The organism is Streptomyces sp. TLI_55, from assembly GCF_900206255.1.
In the GTDB taxonomy this organism is placed as follows: domain Bacteria; phylum Actinomycetota; class Actinomycetes; order Streptomycetales; family Streptomycetaceae; genus Streptomyces; species Streptomyces aquilus.
The window spans coordinates 33495-57100 of record NZ_OAOJ01000003.1 but is presented as its reverse complement, the minus strand read 5'-3'; the positions used below and the strand labels follow the sequence as shown (position 1 = coordinate 57100).

General features: G+C 68.4%; 28 protein-coding genes and 2 pseudogenes. 13 read left to right on the top strand and 17 right to left on the bottom strand.

What is annotated here, in order from left to right; genetic code table 11:
• Positions 1–14 precede the first annotated feature (14 nt).
• A complete protein-coding gene (locus CRP56_RS45205) occupies positions 15–824 on the bottom strand; it encodes a methyltransferase domain-containing protein (protein ID WP_097275896.1) in 810 nt (269 codons plus the stop codon).
• 99 nt (positions 825–923) lie between these two features.
• On the opposite strand from CRP56_RS45205, the gene CRP56_RS45200 reads away from it, so the two are divergent.
• From CRP56_RS45200 to CRP56_RS49190, 4 genes are all read left to right on the top strand, one after another.
• Positions 924–1112 carry a hypothetical protein gene (locus CRP56_RS45200; protein ID WP_097275894.1) on the top strand — a complete coding sequence of 63 codons (189 nt, stop codon included), beginning with the start codon at positions 924–926 and terminating at the stop codon, positions 1110–1112.
• Between the two features lie 860 nt (positions 1113–1972).
• Entirely contained in the window at positions 1973–2869 is an 897-nt protein-coding gene (locus CRP56_RS45190) for a toll/interleukin-1 receptor domain-containing protein (RefSeq protein ID WP_179851410.1), read from the top strand.
• A 250-nt stretch (positions 2870–3119) separates the two neighbouring features.
• Complete coding sequence (locus tag CRP56_RS48915) at positions 3120–3251, top strand: hypothetical protein (protein ID WP_257042379.1); 132 nt, start codon at positions 3120–3122, stop codon at positions 3249–3251.
• An 80-nt stretch (positions 3252–3331) separates the two neighbouring features.
• Complete coding sequence (locus CRP56_RS49190) at positions 3332–4276, top strand: tetratricopeptide repeat protein (RefSeq protein WP_097275890.1); 945 nt, start codon at positions 3332–3334, stop codon at positions 4274–4276.
• A 22-nt stretch (positions 4277–4298) separates the two neighbouring features.
• On the opposite strand, the gene CRP56_RS45180 is transcribed toward CRP56_RS49190, so the two are convergent.
• Positions 4299–4427: a helicase associated domain-containing protein gene (locus tag CRP56_RS45180; RefSeq protein WP_257042377.1), complete on the bottom strand. Its 129-nt coding sequence runs from the start codon at positions 4425–4427 to the stop codon at positions 4299–4301.
• Positions 4428–4446: 19 nt separating this feature from the next.
• Positions 4447–4899: a hypothetical protein gene (locus CRP56_RS45175; RefSeq protein WP_097276054.1), complete on the bottom strand. Its 453-nt coding sequence runs from the start codon at positions 4897–4899 to the stop codon at positions 4447–4449.
• A 191-nt stretch (positions 4900–5090) separates the two neighbouring features.
• Between CRP56_RS45175 and CRP56_RS45170 the strand changes: the two genes are divergently transcribed.
• Entirely contained in the window at positions 5091–5624 is a 534-nt protein-coding gene (locus CRP56_RS45170; RefSeq protein WP_097275888.1) for a CbrC family protein, read from the top strand.
• Here the strand turns inward: CRP56_RS45170 and CRP56_RS45165 are convergent.
• Together CRP56_RS45165 and CRP56_RS45160 are read right to left on the bottom strand one after the other, a co-directional pair.
• Positions 5621–6432: pseudogene (locus tag CRP56_RS45165) on the bottom strand (IS5 family transposase). The gene CRP56_RS45170 and the pseudogene CRP56_RS45165 overlap by 4 nt on opposite strands.
• 52 nt (positions 6433–6484) lie before the next feature.
• Positions 6485–7033: a TetR/AcrR family transcriptional regulator gene (locus tag CRP56_RS45160; RefSeq protein ID WP_306459484.1), complete on the bottom strand. Its 549-nt coding sequence runs from the start codon at positions 7031–7033 to the stop codon at positions 6485–6487.
• 117 nt (positions 7034–7150) lie between these two features.
• Here CRP56_RS45160 and CRP56_RS45155 point away from each other — a divergent pair, with 117 nt between their 5' ends.
• Positions 7151–7564, top strand: a complete 414-nt coding sequence (locus CRP56_RS45155) for a VOC family protein (RefSeq protein WP_257042373.1) — start codon at positions 7151–7153, stop codon at positions 7562–7564.
• Between the two features lie 31 nt (positions 7565–7595).
• Here CRP56_RS45155 and CRP56_RS45150 read toward each other — a convergent pair whose 3' ends face one another.
• Positions 7596–8531, bottom strand: coding sequence for a LysR family transcriptional regulator (locus tag CRP56_RS45150; protein WP_097275882.1), 936 nt, complete (start codon positions 8529–8531; stop codon positions 7596–7598).
• A gap of 70 nt (positions 8532–8601) precedes the next feature.
• Here CRP56_RS45150 and CRP56_RS45145 point away from each other — a divergent pair, with 70 nt between their 5' ends.
• Both CRP56_RS45145 and CRP56_RS45140 read left to right on the top strand, forming a co-directional pair.
• On the top strand, positions 8602–9489 hold the full coding sequence (locus CRP56_RS45145; protein ID WP_097275880.1) for an SDR family NAD(P)-dependent oxidoreductase: 888 nt from the start codon (positions 8602–8604) through the stop codon (positions 9487–9489).
• 74 nt (positions 9490–9563) lie between these two features.
• Positions 9564–10493, top strand: coding sequence for an SDR family NAD(P)-dependent oxidoreductase (locus CRP56_RS45140; protein ID WP_097275878.1), 930 nt, complete (start codon positions 9564–9566; stop codon positions 10491–10493).
• A gap of 16 nt (positions 10494–10509) precedes the next feature.
• On the opposite strand, the gene CRP56_RS45135 is transcribed toward CRP56_RS45140, so the two are convergent.
• On the bottom strand, positions 10510–10842 hold the full coding sequence (locus CRP56_RS45135) for an EthD domain-containing protein (RefSeq protein WP_097275876.1): 333 nt from the start codon (positions 10840–10842) through the stop codon (positions 10510–10512).
• 65 nt (positions 10843–10907) lie between these two features.
• Here CRP56_RS45135 and CRP56_RS45130 point away from each other — a divergent pair, with 65 nt between their 5' ends.
• Both CRP56_RS45130 and CRP56_RS45125 read left to right on the top strand, forming a co-directional pair.
• A complete protein-coding gene (locus CRP56_RS45130) occupies positions 10908–11531 on the top strand; it encodes a TetR/AcrR family transcriptional regulator (protein ID WP_143665027.1) in 624 nt (207 codons plus the stop codon).
• On the top strand, positions 11528–11899 hold the full coding sequence (locus tag CRP56_RS45125) for a winged helix-turn-helix transcriptional regulator (protein WP_097275872.1): 372 nt from the start codon (positions 11528–11530) through the stop codon (positions 11897–11899). Before CRP56_RS45130 ends, CRP56_RS45125 begins: the two co-directional genes overlap by 4 nt.
• A 9-nt stretch (positions 11900–11908) precedes the next feature.
• Here the strand turns inward: CRP56_RS45125 and CRP56_RS45120 are convergent, their stop codons facing one another.
• Positions 11909–12418: a nuclear transport factor 2 family protein gene (locus CRP56_RS45120; RefSeq protein ID WP_097275870.1), complete on the bottom strand. Its 510-nt coding sequence runs from the start codon at positions 12416–12418 to the stop codon at positions 11909–11911.
• Between the two features lie 86 nt (positions 12419–12504).
• Positions 12505–13130: pseudogene (locus CRP56_RS45115) on the bottom strand (TetR/AcrR family transcriptional regulator).
• A 91-nt stretch (positions 13131–13221) separates the two neighbouring features.
• On the opposite strand from CRP56_RS45115, the gene CRP56_RS45110 reads away from it, so the two are divergent.
• Positions 13222–14187 (top strand): quinone oxidoreductase family protein, encoded by a 966-nt coding sequence (locus CRP56_RS45110; RefSeq protein ID WP_097275868.1) that lies wholly within the window; start codon positions 13222–13224, stop codon positions 14185–14187.
• A gap of 622 nt (positions 14188–14809) precedes the next feature.
• Here CRP56_RS45110 and CRP56_RS45105 read toward each other — a convergent pair.
• The 6 genes from CRP56_RS45105 to CRP56_RS45080 all read right to left on the bottom strand — a co-directional run bounded on the left by CRP56_RS45105 (position 14810) and on the right by CRP56_RS45080 (position 20772).
• Positions 14810–15100 carry a barstar family protein gene (locus CRP56_RS45105; protein WP_097275866.1) on the bottom strand — a complete coding sequence of 97 codons (291 nt, stop codon included), beginning with the start codon at positions 15098–15100 and terminating at the stop codon, positions 14810–14812.
• 504 nt (positions 15101–15604) lie between these two features.
• A complete protein-coding gene (locus CRP56_RS45100) occupies positions 15605–16075 on the bottom strand; it encodes a DIP1984 family protein (protein WP_097276052.1) in 471 nt (156 codons plus the stop codon).
• 731 nt (positions 16076–16806) lie between these two features.
• Complete coding sequence (locus CRP56_RS45095; RefSeq protein ID WP_097275864.1) at positions 16807–17517, bottom strand: type 1 glutamine amidotransferase domain-containing protein; 711 nt, start codon at positions 17515–17517, stop codon at positions 16807–16809.
• A gap of 63 nt (positions 17518–17580) precedes the next feature.
• A complete protein-coding gene (locus CRP56_RS45090; protein ID WP_097275862.1) occupies positions 17581–19167 on the bottom strand; it encodes a succinic semialdehyde dehydrogenase in 1587 nt (528 codons plus the stop codon).
• Between the two features lie 7 nt (positions 19168–19174).
• Entirely contained in the window at positions 19175–20101 is a 927-nt protein-coding gene (locus CRP56_RS45085) for an acetoacetate decarboxylase family protein (RefSeq protein ID WP_097275860.1), read from the bottom strand.
• A 95-nt stretch (positions 20102–20196) separates the two neighbouring features.
• The gene (locus tag CRP56_RS45080; RefSeq protein ID WP_097275858.1) at positions 20197–20772 is read right to left on the bottom strand and encodes a TetR/AcrR family transcriptional regulator; all 576 of its coding nucleotides are present in this window, start codon (positions 20770–20772) and stop codon (positions 20197–20199) included.
• Between the two features lie 60 nt (positions 20773–20832).
• On the opposite strand from CRP56_RS45080, the gene CRP56_RS45075 reads away from it, so the two are divergent.
• Positions 20833–21105, top strand: coding sequence for a hypothetical protein (locus CRP56_RS45075; RefSeq protein WP_097275856.1), 273 nt, complete (start codon positions 20833–20835; stop codon positions 21103–21105).
• A 41-nt stretch (positions 21106–21146) separates the two neighbouring features.
• Positions 21147–22067 carry an NAD-dependent epimerase/dehydratase family protein gene (locus CRP56_RS45070; protein WP_097275854.1) on the top strand — a complete coding sequence of 307 codons (921 nt, stop codon included), beginning with the start codon at positions 21147–21149 and terminating at the stop codon, positions 22065–22067.
• Here CRP56_RS45070 and CRP56_RS45065 read toward each other — a convergent pair.
• Positions 22031–22405 (bottom strand): helix-turn-helix transcriptional regulator, encoded by a 375-nt coding sequence (locus CRP56_RS45065; RefSeq protein WP_257042366.1) that lies wholly within the window; start codon positions 22403–22405, stop codon positions 22031–22033. The genes CRP56_RS45070 and CRP56_RS45065 overlap by 37 nt on opposite strands.
• Before the next feature lie 1002 nt (positions 22406–23407).
• Entirely contained in the window at positions 23408–23602 is a 195-nt protein-coding gene (locus tag CRP56_RS48105; RefSeq protein WP_218878143.1) for a ubiquitin-like domain-containing protein, read from the bottom strand.
• Between the last annotated feature and the right edge of the window lie 4 nt (positions 23603–23606).

The window sequence follows — 23606 nt, the reverse complement described above, 5'->3', positions numbered from 1 at the left end:
CTCACCGCTGGCCATCAGCCTGACAAAGGCAGCATGCCCGCAGTGAGGAAAAACGTGACGGCGTATGTAAAGCGACCTGCGCGCACTGCGTCGTCGAACTTCGCCACGAAGCGATCCGCGTCAAGGGGGTCGAGGTAGCCCAGGGCTGCGGCGGTGTGCGCCCATGTGCGCAGGCCCATGACATTGTCGGCCGCCGACGGATCGCGCACGACCAGAGTCCGGGCTTCCACCGTGATGTCGTGGAGGCCGCGGGCAGCGAGCAGCCCGGCGTGCTGGTGGGCCAGCGTGCCGTTGCGTAGCCCCACGTCGGCTCGGAAACGCAGCACCCGGCGGGCAAGCTCCTGGTCGTCGATGTCGAGTACCTGGGTGTCGTAGTCCGGGTCTGCCAACGCGACCCGGCCGCCGGGGCGGATCACCCGCAGCAACTCGTCCAGCACCTGGGCCGGTTCGACGACGTGCTGCAGGACTCGGTCAACCCATGCGCCGTCGAACTGACCTGCCACGAACGGCAGCCGGTGCCCATCCGCGACAGCGGAGTGTGGCAGTCCTCGGTCCCGCGCCTGCGCGATCATCGTCAAGGAGCTGTCGACCGCGACGACCTCGGCCCCATAGCGCGAGCGCAGGGCCAGGGCGGCGTCCCCGGTACCTGCTCCGACCTCAAGGAACAGTCCGCCAGCCTCAACATGCAGGAACTCTTGCAATCGCTGTTTGTAAGCGGCATAGAACGGCTCCGCACTCAACCGGTCCAGGACGTGGACCCACTCGCCAGGCCGGGGCTGCATGTCCACCGAGGTGAAACCGTGAGCAACACTGTGATCGTTCATGGGAGCACGCTAGACGTGCCAACCAAGCCGGTGAACCTTTGCAGACAGAGCACTAGGTCTGCCCGGAGGCTACCGGCGTCTGTTCCCGCACTCCGTTTCATGCCACTGCCTTACGCCACCGCTTACGTCGCCACCGCCCTGCCCGATCCTGGTCCGGCGGTGAAGGTCTCCCTGCTGGAGCACGGCACGCAGTTGGTGAAGGCGATGAAGCAGGAGAGCGCCCGCGGCGAGCTCGCCCGGGCGGTGGTGGCCGCCCAGCAGAAGATCACCCAGCTCAAGCGCGGCTGACCGCCACTGCCAGCGGCACCGGATCCATGTCTACGCAACCGGAGCTGCGTACCGGACCGGTGCCGCTGGCCGTGATGCCTAAGCCCCGTGCGGTCAAAGCGAAGAAGCGTGAAGAGTCGGTCCAGCCATACGCCTGCGCCCTGCGCTGGACTGTTCAGCACAGGAGGCGGTGTCGGGGGACAGGTCCGCGCCGAGGACCACTCCAGAGAATCGGCACCCAACCCCCTGGCATGACGGATCTTTGAAACGGCTGGGCACTCAGGTTCGGCGCTGCTTGAATGCCCCAGTGATCGAACTAGTGGTTGTCCTGGCTGCGGGAGGGCTGACGGCTTGGTTGTTTCGCCGCAGAGTGAAGCAGCGGGCCGACAGTGCCGCCCAGGGAAATACGGTCAAGGTTCCCTGCCTGCTTCGACATCCTTCGTTTGAAGGCCGATGGCTCAGGGGGCGGCTGGTGATTGGCCCCGCCGCAGTGGCCTGGGAGCCACGGACCAGGGCTGGTGCGTCAGTGTCACTCTCGGAGGGGTTGCGGCACGTCGGCGTGCGTGCGCCGTCCTTGCGCGAGGCGATGAAGATCAACGGTGGGTCCAGGATTGTTGAATGCACCTCTGCCGCGGGGGTTGTGCTTGTTGCGGTGATGCCAAATGAGTTGGATCACGTGCTCACCGCGTTGAACAGCGGCAGAGCACAGTAGGCAGCGCTTCCGTCAGGGCTGGGTGGGGTCGGTGGTGAAGCGCTCGGGGTAAGCCGGGCGGCGTAGTGGCCGACCCGTAGAAGTCGCTGTCATGGAAGGTCTCCCGGCCTGGTGTTCACCGTTCTACGCTGGGCTGTTCAGCACAGTGGCGGGGTGTCGGGGGACTGGGATGGGTGCGGGGGCGTCTGACAGCGCGTCGGACCGGGTGTGGTTTATCAGTCATGCGGGTGCGGATCGGGCGTGGGCGGAGTGGATCGCCTGGCAGCTCCTGGACGCCGGCCTTGAGGTGGAGCTGGACTGCTGGGACTCGGGCGCGGGCGACAGCTTCATCGCGAAGATGAACGCCGCGTTGGAGCGGGGCCGGATGCTGGCCTTGTACTCGCCGGCCTACTTCGATCCCGAGCGCTTCACCACAATGGAGTGGGAGGCGATGCTGGCGATGCGGGAGAAGATCACCCCGGTGCGTATCGCCAAGGCCACCCCGCCGCCGGTGCTGCGTCCGCTGATCGCCCCGGACTTGTTGGGTCTGGACGACCATGCTGCCCGCGAAGCACTGTTGCGGGCGGTGAACGGCCCGTCCCGCCCGAACGGGGCGGCGCCGCGGCCGACGGGGATGCTGTCCCGGATCGGCGGGACCGGCCCCCGCCTGCCAGGCTCCCTGCCACGGGTGCGCAACCTGCCCGCCCGCAACGCGGCGTTCACCGGCCGCGACAGCCTCCTGATCCACCTGCGTGAGGCGCTCGCCTCCGGCCAACGCGTAGCCGTCCAGGCTCTTAACGGCCGGGGCGGTGTGGGCAAGACGCAGCTCGCGTTGGAGTACGCCTACCGATTCGCGGGCGAGTACGCCTGGTGGATCGCCGCGGAGGATGCCGCTCTGATCCCTGACCAGCTGGCTGCGCTTGCCGCCCGCATGAATCTCGTGCCCCCAGGTGCCTCGCCGGCCGATGCGGTGGAGCTGCTGCTGGGCGAGTTGGGGCGATGTCGCGCTGGCTGCTGGTGTTCGACAACGCCGAAGACCCCGCCGCCCTGGCCCGGTTCCTGCCGGGCGGGCCGGGGCATGTGCTGATCACTTCCCGCAACCCGAACTGGCGCACCCGCGCCGTCCCCGTCGACACCCTCACCCGCACCGAATCGGTCGCCCTGCTGCGCGCACAGGGTGCGGTGGTGTCCGATACGGAAGCCGACCGCCTCGCCCACCTCCTGGACGATCTGCCGTTGGCTCTTGTCCAGGCGGCAGCTCTGCTCACGCGGGGTCTGTCGGCGGCGGACCTGGAGGCCGAGCTGGCCCGCAGCATGCGGGAGGTGCTGGCGGAGGGATGTCGGATGACTACCCGGTGTCGCTGGCCGCGCAGGTCCGCCTCACCACCACCCGCCTGGACACCGACCAGCCGGCCGCGGCCGCGGTCCTGCGGCGCTGGCGCTGCTGGCTCCCGAACCCTTCCCCCTGACCTCCTGCGCCGGCCGACTGCCCGAGCAGATCTCGCCGCTGCTGAAAGAAGCGCTGCCATCGCGGTTGGGCGCTGGTGGCGTGGTGGAGGCGATCGCCCGGCACAGCCTGGCCCGCACCCAAAACGGCACCGTGCAACTGCACCGCCTGACCCAGGCGGTCGTGGCCGACCAGCTCACCGCGCCCCAGCGCGAGGACGCGGTGCGCCATGCCGAAGCCCTCCTGACCGCTGCCTACCCCGGCACCCCGGGGGAGCCGCGGTGGTGGTCGGCCTGGGAGGTGCCGATCCCGCACGCCCTGGCCGTCGACCCCGCCTGCCTGACCACCAGCCGGGGCCGGGACGTGGTGCTTCATGCGTGCTGGTATCTGATGGACCGCGGGCAGCCCCTTCCGGCCCGGGAGCGGCTGCAACGGCTGTACGACGTCTGTCTGCAGCAGTTGGGCCCCGACCACGACGACACCCTGAAAGCCGCCAACGATCTGGCCCGCGCCTACAACGACACCCAGGACCACGAACGCGCCCGCGCCCTGGACGAGGACACCCTCGCCCGCCTCCGACGCCTTTACGGTGACGATCACCCCGACACCCTGGCCAGCGCCCACAACCTTGCCGTTGGGCTGAGGGCGCGGGGACGGCATGAGGAAGCCCTCGCCCTGGACGAGAAGACGCTGGAGGTGCAGCGCCGGGTGCTGAGGGTGGAGCATCCGGCCACGCTGACCGCGGCGTCGAACCTGGCCGCCGATCTGGCGGAGGTGGGTCGGGTGGAGGAGGCGGTGGTGTTGGGGCAGGAGACGTTGGAGGTGCGGCGTCGGGTGTTGGGGGTGGAGCATCCTGACACGCGGCTCACTGCGTCGAACCTGGCCGCCGATCTGGCGGAGGTGGGTCGAGTGGAGGAGGCGATGGTGTTAGCCCAGGAGACGCTGGAGGCGCGGCGTCGGGTGCTGGGTGAGGGACACCGGGACACGCTGACGTCTGTTGATGCGTTGGAGTGGTTGAAGGGGCTGCAGGACGGCGAGGAAGCCTGACCGTGCCGGTGCCCGCCCCCGTTCACCAGCGCATGCCGAGCTCATCGAGGGCTTCGCGTCGTTCGGGGCTGAGTTTGGACGCCCGGCGTCGGGTGTTGTCCAGGAACGACCCGAGCTTGATTTCCTCGCCGTCGAACCGCGACCTGCTCACCGGCTATCTCGCGGCGTCCTCAGCTGCTTGGACGCCACCGGAACCAGTAGTCCAGTCCATCGACCCGGTAGCGATCACCCGCGTCGAACCGCAGTTCGCCCACAAGCCGATGCGCGCCGTCTGGTGCCTGGCGGTGCGGGGCCAGTAGCAGTGTGAGTTCGTCGTAGCGGGCATCGATTCCCCCGTGACCCGGATGGCTCTGAGTGGTCACCGTCCCGGCCTCATAACGCTGGTTCCACCGGGCGTAGATCGCCCATTGCTCGCGCTCCAGTTTCACCGCGGCCTCGTTAGCGGGCCAAACACGGTACTCGTTGGCTTCGTCGGCGTGGCCGTAGTCGTCGTTCTGAAAGTAGTGAGGCTTGCCCTCTACGTCAGCGAGCCCGAAGCGGGGACCGTCGTACCACTCCAACTCGACGTACACACGCTCAAAGCCGTCCGCGATCAGCTGCGCTTCGTCCCAGGTCTCAGCCACGTAAAACAGACTACCGACGCGCAGCCTCCGTACCATGATCACGATCTATCGCTGGAGTACTAACAACCCGTCTCAATTGGCTGGGCCATGAGGAATCCTTCGCCGCGCTTGATCAGGGACCTGCTCGCGGACAGACTGCTCTCCATGGGATCAGTAGGCATGGCCACCAGGGCGCAGATCGGGAACCGGCGATGAGTGGCAGCCTGCCCTTCTTTCGCTATCACCCAGACCCCCTCGCAAGTGGATCCATCCGCGCGGCCGCCGAGACGTGCGCCTGCTGCAAGCGCAACAGGGGATGGATCTACACGGCCACCTTTTACACCGCCCAGGACGTCAGCGGACGGTTCTGCCCGTGGTGCATCGCAGACGGGAGCGCTGCTGAACGCTTCGCGGGTGAATTCACCGACTCTTACGGGCTCGACCGTGTCAGTGAAAGCGTCTTGCACGAGGTCACCCACCGCACCCCTGGCTTCCACGCCTGGCAGGACCCGCACTGGCTCGTCCACTGCCAGGACGCGGCCGCCTTCGTGGGCGAAGTCGGATACACCGAGCTGGCGGCGCATCCCGAAGCCCTCGAGCAGTTGCGGGCCGACATGCGCCTCGACGGCTGGCACGACGAGAACCAGCTTGAGCACTTCCTGACCCGCCTGGGCGACGGTGCGACCGCCATGCTCTTCCGCTGCACCGTCTGCGGCGTCCATCTCGCCTACGCCGACGCATCCTAGAAGTCGTCTGCTCGGGCGAGTCGTCGGTAGCAGATGAGGGTGCAGGCAATGCTGGTGAAGGCCAGGAAGTGGCTCGCCTTGCGTTCGTAGCGCCGGTGCAGACGACGGCATCCGGCGAGCCAGGCCATGGTGCGTTCGACGGTTCAGCGGTGCCGGCCCAGCCGCTGGCTGGAGTCAGTGCCCTTGCGTGCGATCCGAGGCGTGATCCCGCGGCTGCGTAACCATCGTCGCAAGTGGTTGTAGTCGTAGCCCTTGTCGCCATGGAGCTTGCCGGGTCGGCGTCGCCGTCGGCCGCGGAGGGACCTGATCGGCGGTATTCCCTGTACCAGCGAGATGAGGGCCTGGCTGTCATGTGTGTTCGCGCCGGAGATGCCGACAGACAGGGGCAGACCGGTCCGCTCAGTGATCAAGTGGATCTTCGAGCCGTACTTGCCTCGGTCCACAGGATTCGGGCCTGTCAGGTCCCCCTTTTCAGGGCTCGCATGTTCACGGAGTCGATTGCGCAGCGGGACCAGTCCAGCTCGCCGCGAGAGCCAAGCTCGTCGAGGACCAAGCGGTGGAGCTTCGCCCACACCCTGGCTTTCGACCACTCCGTGAAGCGCCGGTGAGCTGTCGCTCCCGACGGCCCGAACGAGGCGGAGGGCAGCTGCTGCCAGGTGCAGCCTGACGTGGCAACGAACACGATCGCAGCCAGCACCTCCTGGTCACCATGCCGACGTCGGCCTCCGCCCTGCGGTCGGGTCGGCGCCTCCGGCACCACCCGCTGGAACAACTCCCACAGCTCGTCCGGCACCAGTCGCTCAGCGATCCCCACCGCAGCAACCTAGCGAACACGCCAAATGAGATGGCCTGTTAGGCGATCACGAGCTGGCGCCCTGTCTCGCGATTGCCCGCGCCGTGCGGGCGGCCTTCTCCTCGGTCGCCGAGAGGGCGGCGTTTCCCACACCGAACAGGCCCTGCCGCAGGAAAACTGCCAGGCCGTGAGCGGCAGCGGCGATCCTGAGCAGCAGGTCGAACGCGGCGTCCGGGTCTGAGAGGAGCTGTCGGGCCACCGGCAGCAGGAGGCGGGCCACCTCGTCGCCTGCCGCGGCCAGTTCGGCGAACCTGGACTTGTCGAGGCCGGCATTGAAGGTCGCATCGAACAGAGCGGGTTCCTCGGCGGCGAATCTGACATATGACGCCGCGAAGGATGCCAGTTGTTCGACGGGGTCCTCGATGCCCTTCACGGCCGCGGCGAAGCGATGGCGTTGTTCGCGGTAGCCCTGTGTGGCGAGTTCAGCCAGCAGCGCGTCCCGGTCGGCGAAGTGCTTGTACGGCGCCGCGACACTCACTCCGGCCCGGCGGCTCGCCTCGGCCAGGGTAAAGCCGTGCGGACCTCGCTCGCCGACAAGCTCCAAGGATGCCCGCAGGAGGGAGTTGCGCAGGTCGCCGTGATGGTGGCCGACGGGACGTCGGGTAACTGGAGGGCCATGCCCGGTAGGTTAACATCGCTTACCAGGTAAATGGCATTAACCATGGGAGTCGTCATGTCCGTTGCCCGCATTCACCACGTGAGCCTCTCGGTCGCGGACCTTGCCGCGCAGGAAGCCTGGTACGCCGACGCGTTCGGGCTCACGCAGGTGGAAGAGCGCCTGGAGCTGCCTGAAGCGGGAGTCCGTACCGTCGTTCTGAGTGATGCGGCGGGCCTGCGGGTGGAGTTCGTCGAACGGTCCGGCTCGCGCCCCGTCTCGTACAACGATGCTTTTGCCGCCACCGCCGTGCAGACCTTCACTCACCTGGCACTTCAAGTCCCGGATCTCGACGACGCGTTCGCCCGCCTGACGCAGGACTGCGGGGCTGCCGCGGTCTCCCAACCCGGCCCCGGCGCCAGTGAAGGCATGCGCTACGCGTACGTCGCCGACCCGGAGGGCAATCTGTTGGAGCTGATCGAGACGTCCTGAGTGGTGCGGGTCGGGTCGGCGCAGCACGGCACTAACCAGCAGTGGGATGGGGAGTGTGAGCCTCGAGTGCCGTCGCGCGAAGGATGGCGACCGTCCGTGTCACGGCCGACGTTGGCGGGTCAGGCAGGCGGGCCAGGAGTAGGCGCCGCTGTTCTTGCGGGCCGCCGCGGACGGGGAGGACCCGCACGCCGGGCGGTACGGCGGAGACGAGTGAGGCGGGGAGGGTGGTCAGTCCGCACCCTGCGGCGACGAGGTGGAGTTTGGCCAGCCAGTCGCGGGCGGTGTGGGCGATCTCGGGGCGTTCGTCCAGGCCCGGCCACACGCCCATCAGGCGGTCCTCTCCTGATGAGGACCCGGCGATCCAGCGCTGTCCCCGCAGATCGGTCACGTCTACGTAGGTGCCGCGGGCGAGGGGGTGCGTGACGGGCACCGCGAGACGCAGCGGGCGTTCGGTGAGTGTCTGCAGTGCCAGTGGGGGCGACTCGGTGTCCGGCGCGCGGAACGGTGGTGCCGAGGCGAGCAGGGCCAGGTCCAGGCTGCCTGCCCGCAGCGCGCGGACCAGGGCCGGAGTGCCGCCCTCGCGGCCGACGACCTCCAGCCCTGGATCGCTTTCACGCAGTGCGGCAAGGGCTCGGGGTACCAGCACGGCACCGGCGCTGGGCACCCACCCCAGCCGGACCGTCCCGGTCTGCTCCGGCAGGCCCGACAGTTCCCTGGCGGTCGCGGCGATCTCGTCGAGCACGACCGTCGCGCGGCGCATGACGACGCGACCGGCGGGCGTGAGCCGGGCCCCGTCGCGCCGCCGCTCCAGCAGCTCCGCGCCTGCCGCGCGCTCGATCGCGGCGATCTGCCGGGAGACCGCGGACTGGGTGTAGCCGAGCGACGCCGCCGCCGCGGTGAAGGTTCCCTGTTCGGCCACGGCCCGCAGCACGCGCAATGCAGTCAGTGACACATCGGTGAAGTCCATGATGTTTACGCATGCTAGCTGTTCCAAACTTTCGTTGGACTCATGGATGACGGGTTCCTAGCGTGGAGGCATGACCACTTCACGCATCGCCCTCGTCACGGGCGCCAACCAGGGGCTCGGCCGGGCCTTCGCAGAGGGTCTTGCGGCCCGCATGGATCCGCAGGACCTGGTCCTGCTCACCGGTCGCAGTCAGCAGCGTGTGGCGGACGCCGCCCGGGACGTCGCCCAGCTGCCCGCCACCCGTGCCCGGGTCGAGGGGCGGGTCCTGGATGTGACGGACACCGACGCCATCGCCCGTCTCGCCGAGGACCTGTGGGCCCGCCACGGAGGGGTGGACGTCGTCATCTCCAACGCGGTCGCCCGCTTGCTCCCCGAGGAGTCGCAGTCCGAGCGGGCCGATGAGTTCATCGATGTCTCCAACACCGCCACGCACGCGATGCTGCGCTCCTTCGGCCCGGTATTGCGTCCCGGTGGGCGCCTGCTCGTCGTGGCCAGCAGCCTGGGGACGCTGGGCCACCTCGACGGCCGTCTGCACCACTTGTTCGACGGCGCGAGCCTGGACCAGGTCGAGTACGCCGTGGAGTCGTGGCGCAGCGCCATCCATCACAAGACCGCGCAGGAGGCCGGCTGGCCGCTGTGGCTGAACGTGCCCTCGAAGGTGGCCCAGGTCGCCGCCGTGCGAGCCGTCGCCACCGAACGCCGTGCCCGGGACCTGGCAGACGGCACGCTCGTCGCCGCTGTCTGCCCCGGCATGGTCGACACGGCGACCTCGCGCCCCTGGTTCAGCGACTACAGCCAGGCCCAGTCGCCCGCCAGGGCCGCCGAGGCCGTCCTCGATCTGGTCTTCGCCGAGCACGTCGACCCGGAGCTCTACGGCGAACTGGTGCGCTTCGGCAAGGTCCTGCCCTGGAGCGACGGCACGCCTCCGGCCGAGCAGGACGCGATGCTCGTGCCCTGACCGCGCCGGCTTCTGCCCGCCCGCAGCGCCCCTGGCCGCTTCACCATCCAGCCTTTTCAGCAAGGAGCCCCCTCATGAGTGCCCTCAGTACCCCGTTCGGTTTCGCCAGCACCGCCGGCGAGGTCGTGTCAGGTATCGATCTCTCCGGCCGCCGCGCGGTCGTCACCGGCGCCTCCTCCGGCATCGGGGCGGAGACGGCCCGCGCCCTGGCGGCCACCGGCGCGGCCGTCACCCTCGCCGTGCGGGACGTGGCGGCGGGTGAACGCGTCGCCAAGGGCATCACCGGATCGACCGGCAATGAGGACGTGCGGGCCGTGCGCCTCGACCTGACCGACCCCGCGTCCATCACGGCCTTCACCACCGCCTGGCAGGGCCCGCTGCACGTCCTGGTGAACAACGCGGGCGTCATGGCCTGCCCCGAGCAGTACACCGAGCAGGGCTGGGAATGGCAGTTCGCCACCAACCACCTCGGCCACTTCGCCCTCGCAGGCGGACTGCACGGCGCGCTGGCCGCCGACGGCAACGCCCGCATTGTGGTGGTGAGTTCCACTGGCCACCAGCAGTCACCGGTCGTGTGGGACGACGTCAACTTCGCCTTCCGCCCCTACGACCCGTGGCTCGCCTACGGACAGTCCAAGACGGCCAACGTCCTGTTCGCGGTGGAGGCGACCCGACGCTGGGCCGACGACAACATCACCGCCAACGCCCTGATGCCGGGCGCCATCTACACGAACCTGCAGCGGCACACCGGCGGCCGGGGCAGCGGCCGCGTCCCCGCCGAGCTGATCAAGACCGTCGAACAGGGCGCCGCCACGTCAGCGTTTCTGGCCACCTCGCCGCTGCTCGAAGGCGTCGGCGGACGCTACTTCGTCGACTGCAGCGAGACCGAGATCGTCGACCGGCGCTCCGGCACCCTGCACGGCGTGGCCCGCTACGCGCTCGACCCGGCGGGCGCGCGGCGCCTGTGGGACCTGTCGCAGGACCTGATCACCGGCGCCGCGTGACCGGGACACGTCCCGGCTAGACCAGCTGCACCTGCCGGTCCAGGACCGCCGAATGGATACCGGTGGACGCTTCCCGCATATACGCCCCGCGCAGCTTGTGAGCCCGCTGGTACTCCGGTGTCGCGAGCGCCTCGCGCATCGCCGACTGCGAGTCGAAGCTGATCCGCACGATGGCGTCGATGGGCTCCTCCACGCCGTCGCTCACCAGGTCGGTGAGGTAGTACTGCACGTACTCCCTCACCTGGGGCAGTGCCGCGTAGGTCGGTCCGTATTCGTGCTCCATGAAGCGGCGGAAGTCCTCCGTGGAGACCCCAGGCCGTTTCCGGATCACCGTCATCAGCGTGAGCATTGCCGTACCACCTTCCTGAACACCTGTTCATTGAAGCCTACAATGAACAGGTGTTCAATGGAGTGGTGAGCAGATCCCGAAAAGCAGCCACCGCCACAGACCGACGCGACCTGCGCGGCGAGCTCGTCGCCGCCGCGGTGGAGATGCTGGCGCAGCCGCAACCCGTCGCCGTGCCGTCCCTGCGCTCGATCGCGCGGGCCTGCCACGTCGCCCCGTCCGCGGTCTACTGGCACTTCCCCTCGGAGGCCGACCTGCGCTCGGCCGTGCTCGACGCCGAGTACACCTCCTTGATCAGCGCGGTCGAAGCGGCACTGGACGGTGCGCCCGACGGCGCCGACCGGCTCATCGTCGCGGGCGACGCGTACATCGCCTGGGCCCTGGACCACCCCGGCGCCTACCAGCTGCTGTTCGAGAGCGACGACGAGCTCCCGGCCACCCGCGCCGAACACGGGCCCCGCCTGCAGCAGCGCATCGTGGAACTCGCCCGCCGCGTCGACCCGCAGGTCCCCTTCGCCGCGGCGCTCCTGCTGTGGTCGGCCTGGCACGGTGTCGTCTCCCTGCGCCTGCACAAGACCGAGTGGGACTGGGGGATGACACCCCACGAGGCCAACCGGCGGCTGGTGGCCGCTCTGACGACTGTCCACTCCTCACAGGAAGCCCCTACCGGGAACGGTTCCCCAGCGCCATGACCCCTGACTCTCGCCCCACCACCTCACCGGCCTCGGCGTGCTCCATCAGCCGTGTCGAGCACACCCTGGGGATCCTGCGCGGCCGATGGAAACTGCTGATCATCCATCACCTGCTGATCCGCCAGCCGCGCCGCTTCTCCGACCTCGAGCGGGCCATCCCGGAGGTGACGCAGAAGATGCTCGTCCAGCAGCTGCGCGCGCTGGAGAGCGACGGCGTCGTGCGCCGCATCGTCTACGACGAGGTGCCGCCCCATGTGGAGTACGAACTGACCCCGGCCGGCGTGGAGTTGGCAACGGCGCTCTACGCCCTGCATGACTGGGCGGAACGGTCGTGCAGCGCCGCCCCCGAGGCTGAGGAGGCGGCCTGACGCGCCCCGTCACACCGTGGCGAAGGTGTCCATCCAGATGATCTCCAAGGTGCGGTGGGCGATGCGCCACCCCTCCGCACGCCGCTCCAGCCGGTCGACGAAGAAGCCCGTCTGGATGAGATTCCAGCCCTGTCCGCCGGTGTCGCCCTTGTGTGTGTGCAGGTGCTGGGTACGGGCAACCGCGCGGTCACCATCGATATCGACAGTGGAAAACCCTTGGAAGTGCTGCCACTTGAGCAGCCCGCTCATCGATCCGTCGGGTGCGCGCATCACCTCGACGAGGTCCCTGTAGGGGATGTCCTTCAGCTGCGCGCCGCCGGCCACCGAGTAGTCGACGCGGGCCTCGGGTGCGAACACCGAGTCCCACTGCTCCAGGACGTCGTTGTCGCCGTCTTCGTGCAGGTCCTGACCGAGGCCGTAGCGCACCATCAGGTCCTGGATCTCGATGCGGTCCTCCAGGTACTGAAGGCGCTGCTCAAGAGAGTGTCCGGCGTTCTGCCGGGTTGCGTTGTACGTCATGACCGCACCGTACGGCGGCGTGACTTGTCACTGGAAGTACTGACAAAAAAGTGCGTATAGGTATGAGAGACCTCTCACGCGTCGGGTCACTGCCGATCCTGACCACCGGCCCGCAACAGGGACAGCGTCGTGTCCAGAGCCGCTTCGAGGTGGGCGATGCCGCCGGTAGCCATCAGGATGGTCACCCGCCCTGTACCGCGGCGACGAGTGCGGCCGCCGTCCGGTCGGCATCCAGACGGCGGTCGATCTCGCCGGCCTCCTGCATGGCCTGGACGCCCTCGCGCAGGGCCGCCTGCCAGGTACTGATCAACTGGCCGGTCAGCTGTTGCGCGGCTGGAGTGGTGCGGCCCAGCTCGGTGATCAGCACCCCCAGCGGGCAGTTGACACCCTGCTGCTCATAACGCCGCAGCACGGCATCGCGCCAGTCCCGCCAGGCCGACCATGTGCGCAAGTCGGAGAGGTGGGGCTCCTGGTCCTCCAGGACGCGGTCCGCCTCGCGGGCGGCCACCGCGAGGAGCAGCTCCTCCTTCCCGCCGGGGAAGTAGTGGAAGATCTGGCTCTTGCTGGTCGCGGTTCGGGCGCGGATGTCGTCGAGGGTCGCACCGGCGGCACCCCGCTCGCGGATCTCCTCGGCCGCGCCCTCGACGATGCGCCGCCGGGTCTCCCTGCCCTTGCGGGTCAATCGCTCCGCTCCGTCTGCGCCGATGGTCACAGGTGCCTCCCGAGGCTCCAGGATTGGACTTGCTGGTCCATTTTATGCGAGGGACAGTGGACGGCATCCGAACGAAGGAAGGGTGCCCGACATGCGCGCCATCGTTGTGGAAGAACTCGGCGGACCCGAGCAGCTGCACTTCTCCCACCTCCCCACCCCCGAACCAGGACCGGGCGAGATCCGCGTGGACATCACCGCGGCCGGGGTGAACTTCATGGACACCGGCGCCCGCCGACTCGGCGCGGCCACCGGTGAACTCCCCTTCGTGCCCGGCGTGGAGGGCGCCGGCCGCGTCAGCGCGCTGGGCCCGGACGTGAACGAGTTCGCCGTCGGCGACCGGGTCGCCTGGGTGTACGCCTACGGTTCCTACGCCGAGCAGATCGTGCTGCCCGCGGCCGACGCCGTGCCAGTGCCCGACGACATCCCCGACGACGCGGCCGCGAGCCTGATGATGCAGGGCATCACCGCTCACCACTTCGTCACCGAGGCCGCCGACATCCAGCCCGGCCAGACCGCCGTGGTGCACGCGGCGGCCGGCGGGCTCGGGCAGAAACTGACCCAGCTCATCAAGGCCCGCGGCGGCACCGTCATCGGCATCGTGTCCGGCGCACAGAAGGCCGACACCGCCCGCCATGCTGGCGCCGACCACATAGTGCTGTCCACCGGCGCCGCGTTCGTGGAGCCGGTGCTGAACCTGACCGGCGGCGAGGGCGTCCATGTCGTCTTCGACGGCGGCGGCGAAACCACCTTCCGCGCGTCCATGAGCGTGCTCCGCCGCCACGGACTGCTGCTGTACTACGGGGCCGTCCTGGGCGCGGCCCCGGTCGTCAACCTGCGGGAGCTGCCGGGCAGCATCAAGATCTCCTATCCGGTCTTCCGGGACCACATCCCCACCCGCGAGGCACTCCTGCGTCACAGCGCCGACCTCTTCGACCTGGTGCGGAACAAGAACCTCGACCCTGGAATCGGCCTTCGCTACCCACTCGACGCCGCAGCCCAAGCCCATCGCGACATCGAGTCCCGTGCCACCACCGGCAAACTCCTGCTGATTCCCTGAACCGGGCACGACCTCGAGGTGCCAGCCGCCACGACATGCAAAGCGGCGGAACGCGCACGTCGGTAAGCACTCTTCCCCAGATGTCCTGACCTCGTTTGGCTATGGAGGTGTGAGCGGGCTCTGGTCCACTTCGTGTGGTCGCGTACGCAGGGTGACTGTTGATCTTCGTGTGATGTCGGTTGGGTTCGCCCGAAAATCGCCAGGCTGGAAGGTGGTGTGGTCGACAGTCCTTCGCCATGAACGAAGTGCTGCCGCAGCTGGATGAGCTCCTGTTCTCCTCAGCCGAGGGCGTGGTGGTGGAGTCGGTTGAGGTGACCGACACGGTCGTCCGGGTCGAGGCTCGGACGACCGTCAAGCGGGCGGCATGTCCGGGGTGCGGATGTTGGTCAGGCCGATTACAGCGAACAGGCTGACCGGGCAGTCTCACGTCGGTGGCCATTTGGCCACGGGCTGGCCATTCGCCCTGAGATTCGGCCACGGTATCTGAGATCCCACAGCTGACTGTAGGGTCTCGCGGCTCGTGTCGGACGCCGAGGCCCTGGCCTGCGGCCCCGTCCGCCGTCTCACGCTATGTCGGACGCACGTCGGAAGTCGCTGGCGGCGCCGGCCGCTGGACTCCACATCAGGTGAAACGCACGGTCAGCCTCTCGTCCGGCGCGTTCGACTCGTCTTCCGCGGCAGCTCGGACCAGGACGGACGCGATTGCCTCGAACGCTTCATCACCCATGCGGTCGCGACTGACTTCAGCGTTCTCCCAGACGATCTCGACTGGGCGCTCAACATCCCTGCTCAGACGGTCCCACAGGGCGCTCAGGTTGTACCCGTAGTACGGACCGAAGTCCAGAGGCCCGGCAAGAACCCGGTGCAGGTCCGCCTGGCTTCCGATCTGTGCCCCGTCAATGGCGACCCGCATGCTTTCTCCGCTCCTTCAGCCAGCCAAGCGACTCTACGAACCCCCGGCCCCCTGCAGGCACCGCGCCCCGCTGAACTGCGGTGTTCTGTGGCACTGCGTCTGGCGTTTGGTGGGTTGCTGACCAGTGCGGTTGCCAGGTCGTTTGAGACCGCCTGTGGCCAGAGTTCTCAAACGACCTGGCTTTCGCGGAAGTCTTGTTCGCGAAAGATGACAGGAGCGCCGCCGAGATCACCAACGGGATCTGCGGGAGATCGCCGTTCTCCATGGTGCTGCGATGTGGAAAACCCCGAACCCGCCCTCGCTGCCTCGGATCTGCACGTGGTGATGTGCTGTGCGATGTGCACCTTTACCTGTACGCGGTGCTGAGCTGCACTGTTGATGGGGAGTCGAACCCCCGCGTTGCTCTTCACGCGCCAGGAGTGGGCTGGAAAACCGCCAGCCCTCGGTGTGTGCACGCCTCCGAAGCTGCTACCTGCTCCACATCGTCCCGATCTGCTGGACTGCTCAGTCCAGCAGATCGACTTCCCAGTTCGTACGCTGGATCCGCACATCGACCTCGCGGATCTCCCGGGCGAGTGCGTCCGCCTGACCGCGTAGTTCCGCGACCGGGAGCGCGGAGAGCATCATCAGTTCGGACCGAAGCTGCCGGCCGTATCCCCGCTCGCCGCTACCTGCCGCTGCGTCCGCCGCTGCGGTGACCACGGAGTGACGCAGTCGCAGGACGTCCCGGCGTGCGAGGGCATCGGTGAGCGTGCCGTCCGGCACCATCTCCACGGTGGCATTGGTCCGGTTGATCCGCCGGATCAACGTTTCCAGAGAGTCCAGTACCTCACCCACCTCAGCCAACAGCTGAGCGGCATCCTCGGCGGGTGTCTCCCCTTCCTGGTACCGCGCACTGCCGACGACGCGTGCCCGCAGCTGTTCAACACGGCGCGTCGCCTCCGCACGTTCTGCCAGTGCCTCAGCAAGCTTCACTGTCTCCACCTCCCCCTCCATGAGATCGCACGAGTATACGAGTGTGAACCAGCTCGTACGCACCCGGTTTCTGATCCGCCGGCGCTCTGACCAGCTACTGGAGTGAGAGGGGGGCAGCCGTGCCAAGGGTCACGAAAGAGAATCCGACAGCACGAACGAGAACGAGTGAGAAACCGACAGTTTCAATGCGACAGGACATGCGGTGTCTCACGGTCGATGTCGGATCCGACTTCCATCCGACATCGACCGTGAGATTCCGACACGAAATTTGAGACCCTACAACTGACCTTGCGCGGGGCGTGCTGTGGAGGTGTGCCGTGCCCCGAACCAACTGGAGTGGCGCGATCAGCTTTGGCCTGGTCACTTCTCTGAACTAGGGTGTTCTCTCGACTCACTTGATCGCATGGCAGGCCGGGGGTGGTCTCGATCTCGCCGGGGCACCTGGTGAGGCGACGGGTGGAGGTAAGGGCGATCGCGACCTCATCCGAACAGGGTGATCCGAGCTGGGCGGCGTCGCAGCACGGTGTGCTGCATGTCCGTCCTCGGTGATGACCGGGGCCAGCCGCCGGCCTTGCGGTGAAAGGGGCAAGCACGGCGGGAGACTCGTGTCGATCCCCTTGAGGTGGGACAACGCTGCACGTCAAGGTGTCGCCGACCAAAGACGGTCCTGTCTCTGCTCCCGCAAGGAGACCAGGAGTCGAAACACCTATTTTCGAGGACTGCGTCTCGACTTAGCCTCGCTTCTTCGACGCGTGGGCCTCGATAGCGTCGACGACCTTCTTCGCTGTGGCCTTGGCCGAGCCCGGGTTCTGGCCGGTGACGAGGTTGCCGTCGGTTACGACGTAGGAAACGAACGGCAGTGCCGCCTTCTCGTAGAGCGCGCCGCGCTGCTTGGCTTGCTCCTCGGCGTTGTAGGGGACCAGCTTGTCGACGCGGGCGAGGACCTCCTCGGTCCAGGCGAACCCCGTCATCTTGCGGCCGGCGATGAGGTGAGAGCCGTCGGAGAGCCGGGTATTGAGCAGGCCGCAGTAGCCATGGCAGACCGAGGAGACGACGCCGCCGCGCTCGTAGATCTCGCGGGTGATGCGCTGCAGGCCCTCGCTGTCGGGGAAGTCGTACATCACCGCGTGACCGCCGGTGAAGTAGATCGCGTCGTACTCTGATGCGTCGATCAGGTCCGGGCTCGCCGTGTTCTCGAGCAGCGCCATCTTCCTGGGATCGGCGCGCCATGCCTTGGCGGTCTTGTCGTAGTTCGGGAACTTCAGCGCACGCGGCTCGAGAGGCACCGCGCCGCCGGCCGGGCTGACGAGCGTCTGCTCGTAGCCGTGTTCCTCGAAGACGTGCCAGGCGTGCGTGAGCTCGGAGAGCCACAGGCCGGTGGTGTGGGCGGGGTCGTCGTAGTGGCCGACGTTGGTGACGACGTTGAGGATGCGCTTGGTCATGACTGATCTTCCTTCATGCGGACCGGGCCGGCGAGGTGGCGGGCCGTCGTAGCCGGTGGTCTGTCAGCGGACGCCCAGGGCGCGCAGGGTCTTGAACGCCCGGGTCAGGATCCGCGCCCACTGCTCGTGCTCGACCCTGCGGGGCGGGGTGAAGCCCTGGAGGCGCTGGTGGGCGACGGTCTGGGCTTCGGTGTACTTGAGAAGCCCGTCGCCGCCGTGACGACGGCCGAGGCCTGAGTCGCCCATGCCGCCCATGGGGGCGTCGATGCTGCCCCAGGCGGCGGCGAAGGCCTCGTTGACGTTGACGGTGCCGGCGTGCAGCCGTCCCGCGACTTTGCGCGCCTCGGCGCCGTTGCGGCCCCAGACACTGCCGTTGAGGCCGTACGGCGTGGCGTTGGCCATCGCCACCGCCTCGTCGACCGACCGGTAACGGTAGATCGACGCCACGGGGCCGAAGGTCTCGTGGTCGAACAGCGTCATCTCCGGGGTCACATCGGCCAGGATCGTCGGCTCGTAGAATAGTGGTCCGAGGTCGGGTCGGGCCTTGCCTCCGGCCAGTACGGTCGCGCCTTTCGCCACCGCGTCATCGACGTGTGAGCTGACGGTCTCGAGCTGCGAGGGGGTGGTGAGCGAGCCCATGTCCATCGAGAAGTCGTAGGCCGCACCCAGGCGCATGGCCCGGACGCGTTCGACGAACGCGGTGACGAACGCGTCGTGGATCTCATCGGCGACGTAGAGCCGCTCGATGGACACGCACAGCTGCCCGGCCGAGGGGAAACAAGCGGCGACCGCGCCGGCGGCGGCCTTCTCGATGTCGGCGTCGGCGAGGACGACCATGGCGTTCTTGCCGCCGAGTTCCAGGGACGCGCCGATCAGCCGCTCACCCGCGTTGCGCGCGATCTGGCGCCCGCTGGCGGTGGAGCCGGTGAACATCATGTAGTCCCCGCCGGCCATGAGCGCGTCTCCGATGGAACTGCCACGGCCGACCACCATCTGCCAGACGTGGGTCGGCAGTCCGGCCTCGCGCATCAGGGCCAGTGCCCACAGCGCGGTCAGCGCGGTCTGGGTGTCGGGTTTTTGTACGACGGCGTTGCCGGCCATCAGGGCCGGGATGGCGTCGCCGGCGGCCATGCTGAGGGGGTAGTTCCAGGGCGAGATGACGGTGACGGCGCCCTTGGGGTGGCGCAGCTCGGTGGTGTGGGTCAGCACCGGGATCGCGCCTTTGCGGCGCTTGGGTGACAGCAGCCGCTGTGCGCTGCGTGCGTAGTAGCGTGCGGTGATCGCGATGTCGCTGACTTCGAGGAACGCGTCGCGACGGGTCTTGCCGCTCTCGGCCTGCATCAGGTCGAGGGCTTCCTCTTGCCGCTGGAGGACGAGGTCGTGGAAGCGCAACATGATGCGCTTGCGGTCGGCCACCGGGGTGGCGGCCCAGCCGGCCTGGGCAGCGCGTGCCCGGGCGAAGGCATCCTCGACGTCGCCGGGGGTGGAGACCGGCAGGTCCGCGAGGGGGGCGCCGGTGTACGGCGCGGTTGTGGTGACCCGCTGGGCGGGGGCACCGGCGGCCACCAGGGCGGCCAGGCGGGCGAGTCGGGCCGGGGTCAGCGATGTCGGGAGGGCGGCCGCGACGCGGCCGGTGGTCGTGGGGGTCATGTCGTCCTCAGCTCCGGTCCTGGATGGAGGTGGGTACCGGCATGTGCAGTGCCAGCTGGCCCTCGGTGGTGACGTCGAGCTGGATCGTCCGGATCGGCTTCAGCGAGCGCAGGTCGTCGCTCATCCGGCCCTCGCCGAGCCGCAGATCCAGGCCGCGGGGGAACCGCGTGGTGCCAGAGGAGAGCATGTTGATCTGGCTGGTCGTGGAGTGCCAGGCCCCGTCGATCGTGGTGTAGGAGGTCAGCGTCGAGACGTGTGCGCCGGTGGGCCGGGCGGTCTGCTTCGGGGTGGGCGCCGACAGGGCGAGGTCGAGGCCGCCGTGGTCGTTGGCGACCTTGGCGGAGGTGCGCTTGGTGTCGATGTCGACGTCGAGCTCGGTGACCCACTTGGGGAACCCGTAGCCGTCGTGGCCGCGCACCCGCGCGATCTCGGTGTTGACCGGGAGCGAGAGGACGTAGGAGTGCAGGGAGTCGTTCTTGAGTCCGGTGACCAGGTCGAGCAGGCCCAGCCCACCGTGCCGCGCCGGTTTCACGGCGATGCCGACCGCGGCCTCGGTGTAGAAGTCGATGTCGCACACGTCGTACCGAAAGGCCATCACGGAGACGATCCCGAGCCCCGGGGCGATCTCGAGCGGGTCCAGCTCCTGGGGCAGGCGGGCCCGGATCGCCTTGGTCGGCGAGAGCATGGTGAGCCGGGTCGTGGAGATGCGGTAGTAGAAGTTCGGCGTCAGTGTGGGCCCGATGCGGGAGTCCACGCGGCTCTTCGGCATCCGGCGGAAGAAGTCGATGCTGCTGACCCGCGGGTCCCGCTCGACCTCGTCGAGGTCGGTGTCCATGCGGAACCGGTCATAGAGGCCGCCTTGAGGGACGGTGACGAGACGCCCTCCGAGATCGACCTCTACGGTCCGGTCGGTCAGCTTGCCCGTTGGTGTCATGGACTCTCTCCTCCGATGTGAGCGGCGCTAACATCGAGGATTGCACGGCATGTGAGCACCGTCAACACTGGAAGGTGTGCGGCGCGCGGCGCGCGTCAGGGGCCCACCGACGTGATGGCGAGGAAGGCGCTGCGCACCCGGGCGGCGATTTCCTCGCCCGACGCGGCCTGTAGCTTGCCGTCGAGGTACAGACAGGCCAGCCCGTGGGCGAGCCCCCAGCCGGCCGTCGCCAGGGCTGAGGCGTCCGCGTCGGGGAAGACGCGATCGAGCGCGTCGGCCAGCAGCTGGTGCAGGGCGTCGGCGGCCTTGACTCGCTCGTCGTCGGCGTCATCGCACGGCTTGCCGAACATCACATGAAAGAGAGCCGGGCGCCGCAACGCGAAGGCGACGTAGGCGACGGCGAACTCGGCCAGGTCCGGGAGCGAGGCGGGCAGGCCGCGCCCGCCGTCCAGGTCGGCAAGCAGGTCCCGGAAACCCTCCACGGCCAGCGCGGACTCCAGGGCGTCGCGGTCCTTGAAGTGGCGATACGGCGCGGTCGGCGACACGCCGGCCTGGCGCGCGACAGCGCGCAGAGAGAAGGGCTCACCGCCCTCCAGCATCTCCATTGCGGTCGACAGCAGCGCCGCCCGCAGATCGCCATGGTGGTAGCCGCTCTTCTCTGATGTTGACATTGCTTACTTGCCCTCCTATGGTGTGTTAGCACTGTAAACATAGTGCAGGAATAGGTCGGCATGGTGCTCACCGGCCGACCGCCGTACGTGGTCGACCAGGAGATCACCACACCGGCCCTCGCCATCAGCCTGGGCGACGCCACGTTCTCGCCGGTCGGGGCCGTCGACGACCTCGTTCGTCGCCTCTTCTGGTCCACCTCGGTGACACGCCGGCGCCACACCGGCGACCAGGTGCCCGAGGGCTCGACCCGCGACCACATCGGCTGGGTCCACACCCCCGTCACGGTCGTCGACCGCATCGTCACGTGGTGGCACGGCACTCCTCGAAATTGAGCTGCCGTCGGCACCCGCACCATCCCCCTCAAGGAGACCCCATGCAGACCGTTCTCGGCGCCGGCGGACCGATCGCCGACGAGCTCGTGAACGAGCTCCACCGCAACCACACCAAGGACATCCGCCTTGTCAGCCGCAAGCCGGTGAGGGCGAACGACACCGACGAGCTCGTGGCCGCGGACCTCACCGACGCCGACGCCACCAGCCGTGCCGTCGCCGGCAGCGACATCGCCTACCTCACCGTCGGCCTGCCCCTGGACTCGGAGCTGTGGGAGCGACAGTTCCCCGTCATGATGCGCAACGTCATCGACGCCTGCGCCGAACACGGCACGAAGCTCGTCTTCTTCGACAACACGTACATGTATCCCGGAACGCCGACGCCTCAGACCGAGTCGACGGCATTCGCGCCGGGCGGACGCAAGGGACGAGTCCGCGGACAGATCACCACCACGCTGCTCGAGGCCATGCGGGCCGGACGGGTCGAAGCCCTGATCGGCCGCGCCCCCGAGTTCTACGGCCCAGGCCGGACGAAGAGCTACACGAACTCGTTGGTGTTCGACCGGATCAAGGCGGGCAAGCGGCCGTTCGTCCCGGTCGACGCCCATGCCAAGCGGTCCCTGATCTGGACCCCCGACGCGAGCCGCGCTCTCGCCCTGCTCGGCAACACGCCGGATGCCTACGGCCAGACGTGGCACCTGCCGGTCGCCCCGGACCAACAGTCCTACGCCCAGCTCATCGGGATCGCCGGCGAGGTCACCGGCCGCAGAATCGGCTACACAGTGCTGCCGATGCTCGCCTTCCGCCTCGGGCGCCGCTTCGTCAAACCGCTCGACGAGATGTACGAGCTGCTGGCCCGCTACCGCGACGACAACATCTTCGACAGCTCGAAGTTCGCGGCCCGCTTTCCCGAATTTCAGCTCACGAGCTATCGGGAGGGAGTGGAGCGGATCCTCGCCGGCTGACCCATCGACAGGTCCTCCTGTCGGCTGCTTCGTGCCGCGATGCCGAACCGGCTCCGGTACTCCGACGGCGTGACGCCTGTGGCGCGCTGGAAGAGCCGACGGAAGTGCGACACATCCGAGTAGCCGACGCTGCGGGAGATCTGGGCGACCGGCTCGTTGGTCAGCTCCAGCAGCTCGCGTGCCTTCGCGATGCGCGCCGCCTGAATGTATTCCGTCACCGTCACGCCCGTAGCCTCCTTGAACCGTCGCTGGAAGGTGCGCGGGTCCATGGCTGCTGTCTGCGCGAGGTGCTCGACGGAGTGGGGCTCGTGGAGGCAGGCGTGCAGTTGGGCCTGCACCTCGCGGATGTCGGTGTCGCCGTGTCGGAGTCGGGGGGTGAACTCCTGGTAGAGGGACTGCCGTCGGCGCTGCCTGCAGGGACGATCATTCGGCTGAAGCCCTGCAGAGCCTTTCGCCGCGTAGGCGACCGCCCTTCACCTCCACACTCTGCGTACGCGGCCCCGAGCGCCCCACTGCCCGGGGCCGCGGCGTTTTTCGGTGCAGTTCGGGCTGCAGGAGCGGTCTGTCAGTGCCTCCGGAGCTGGTGACACCACCCCCCAGGCCATGCACCCGACAAGGGGAGGTAGTCATGCCAACTCCGAGGGCCGGTAACCCCGTTGCGGGGCTACGAAGACGGAAATGGGGGGTGAAGAGCGCGGCGAGTGAGGTCGGGGCGGTTTCGGAGCGGTTGAAGCGGGCGATGCGGCGCAGGACGTAGCGGTGGCGGGCGGTGTCCTCGCTGATGCCCATGATGTTGCTGACGGTGGCCCATGTGATGCGGCGGTAGCGGGCCCGGCCGACCATGGCCGCGGTCAGTCCGTCCAGCTGCTCCTGGAGTTGGGCGATGCGCCGCAGGGGCTCTTCCCCGTCCATGGACGGCAGCAGGCGTGCGAGGTCGCGGGCCCCGTCCTGGATGTCCCGTGCGATCTCGGCAAGCAGTGCGTCCCCGGCCGCCCGCCCTACGGGGATGGTGCGCGGCGCCGCCGCGGGCGGGGGCTGTTCTGCTGTCTGGGATGAGGGCGCCGTGGTGGCGGCTTGGGCGGTGAGGCGGCGCCGGTGGGCGGCCTGGCGGCACAGGTCGGTGCAGTACTTGCGCGGCCGGCCCTTTCCCGGGCCTGAGCGCAGCGGGGTGCCGCAGTTCTCGCAGGTGTCAGTCGCTCGACGGCGGCCCGGGCCTTCCCGCGGTCCCGGCCCAGCGCAAGGCTCGACGCGAGTACGAGAGCCGGGTCAGCGCGCTCGCTCCGACCTCTTCATGATGACCGGTTTAGCGTTAGCCGCTGTACCGATGCCCCGAGGCCGGACTATTCGCCGGCCGCCATGATCGCGTTGATGAGGTCGCCGCCGCTCTCTTTCAAGGCCCTGACCGCCTTCGCTCTTGACGCACCAGTCTGCGCCATAACCAATTCGATGTCCTTGGGGTCAACCCCGGCCTCGTCGACGGGCTCGTCGACGGTGTCCTCGTACGGCTCAGGGACGTCTTCGAAATCTTCTGGCATGAAG

Bases quoted from the DNA above. Each gene is read 5' to 3' on its own strand.
- CRP56_RS45205 (WP_097275896.1), bottom strand. From the start codon at position 824: ATGAACGATCACAGTGTTGCTCACGGTTTCACCTCGGTGGACATGCAG.
- CRP56_RS45200 (WP_097275894.1), top strand. From the start codon at position 924: ATGCCACTGCCTTACGCCACCGCTTACGTCGCCACCGCCCTGCCCGAT.
- CRP56_RS45190 (WP_179851410.1), top strand. From the start codon at position 1,973: ATGGGTGCGGGGGCGTCTGACAGCGCGTCGGACCGGGTGTGGTTTATC.
- CRP56_RS48915 (WP_257042379.1), top strand. From the start codon at position 3,120: ATGTCGGATGACTACCCGGTGTCGCTGGCCGCGCAGGTCCGCCTCACC.
- CRP56_RS45170 (WP_097275888.1), top strand. From the start codon at position 5,091: ATGAGTGGCAGCCTGCCCTTCTTTCGCTATCACCCAGACCCCCTCGCA.
- CRP56_RS45155 (WP_257042373.1), top strand. From the start codon at position 7,151: ATGTCCGTTGCCCGCATTCACCACGTGAGCCTCTCGGTCGCGGACCTT.
- CRP56_RS45150 (WP_097275882.1), bottom strand. From the start codon at position 8,531: ATGGACTTCACCGATGTGTCACTGACTGCATTGCGCGTGCTGCGGGCC.
- CRP56_RS45145 (WP_097275880.1), top strand. From the start codon at position 8,602: ATGACCACTTCACGCATCGCCCTCGTCACGGGCGCCAACCAGGGGCTC.
- CRP56_RS45140 (WP_097275878.1), top strand. From the start codon at position 9,564: ATGAGTGCCCTCAGTACCCCGTTCGGTTTCGCCAGCACCGCCGGCGAG.
- CRP56_RS45135 (WP_097275876.1), bottom strand. From the start codon at position 10,842: ATGCTCACGCTGATGACGGTGATCCGGAAACGGCCTGGGGTCTCCACG.
- CRP56_RS45125 (WP_097275872.1), top strand. From the start codon at position 11,528: ATGACCCCTGACTCTCGCCCCACCACCTCACCGGCCTCGGCGTGCTCC.
- CRP56_RS45120 (WP_097275870.1), bottom strand. From the start codon at position 12,418: ATGACGTACAACGCAACCCGGCAGAACGCCGGACACTCTCTTGAGCAG.
- CRP56_RS45110 (WP_097275868.1), top strand. From the start codon at position 13,222: ATGCGCGCCATCGTTGTGGAAGAACTCGGCGGACCCGAGCAGCTGCAC.
- CRP56_RS45105 (WP_097275866.1), bottom strand. From the start codon at position 15,100: ATGCGGGTCGCCATTGACGGGGCACAGATCGGAAGCCAGGCGGACCTG.
- CRP56_RS45095 (WP_097275864.1), bottom strand. From the start codon at position 17,517: ATGACCAAGCGCATCCTCAACGTCGTCACCAACGTCGGCCACTACGAC.
- CRP56_RS45090 (WP_097275862.1), bottom strand. From the start codon at position 19,167: ATGACCCCCACGACCACCGGCCGCGTCGCGGCCGCCCTCCCGACATCG.
- CRP56_RS45085 (WP_097275860.1), bottom strand. From the start codon at position 20,101: ATGACACCAACGGGCAAGCTGACCGACCGGACCGTAGAGGTCGATCTC.
- CRP56_RS45080 (WP_097275858.1), bottom strand. From the start codon at position 20,772: ATGTCAACATCAGAGAAGAGCGGCTACCACCATGGCGATCTGCGGGCG.
- CRP56_RS45075 (WP_097275856.1), top strand. From the start codon at position 20,833: ATGGTGCTCACCGGCCGACCGCCGTACGTGGTCGACCAGGAGATCACC.
- CRP56_RS45070 (WP_097275854.1), top strand. From the start codon at position 21,147: ATGCAGACCGTTCTCGGCGCCGGCGGACCGATCGCCGACGAGCTCGTG.
- CRP56_RS48105 (WP_218878143.1), bottom strand. From the start codon at position 23,602: ATGCCAGAAGATTTCGAAGACGTCCCTGAGCCGTACGAGGACACCGTC.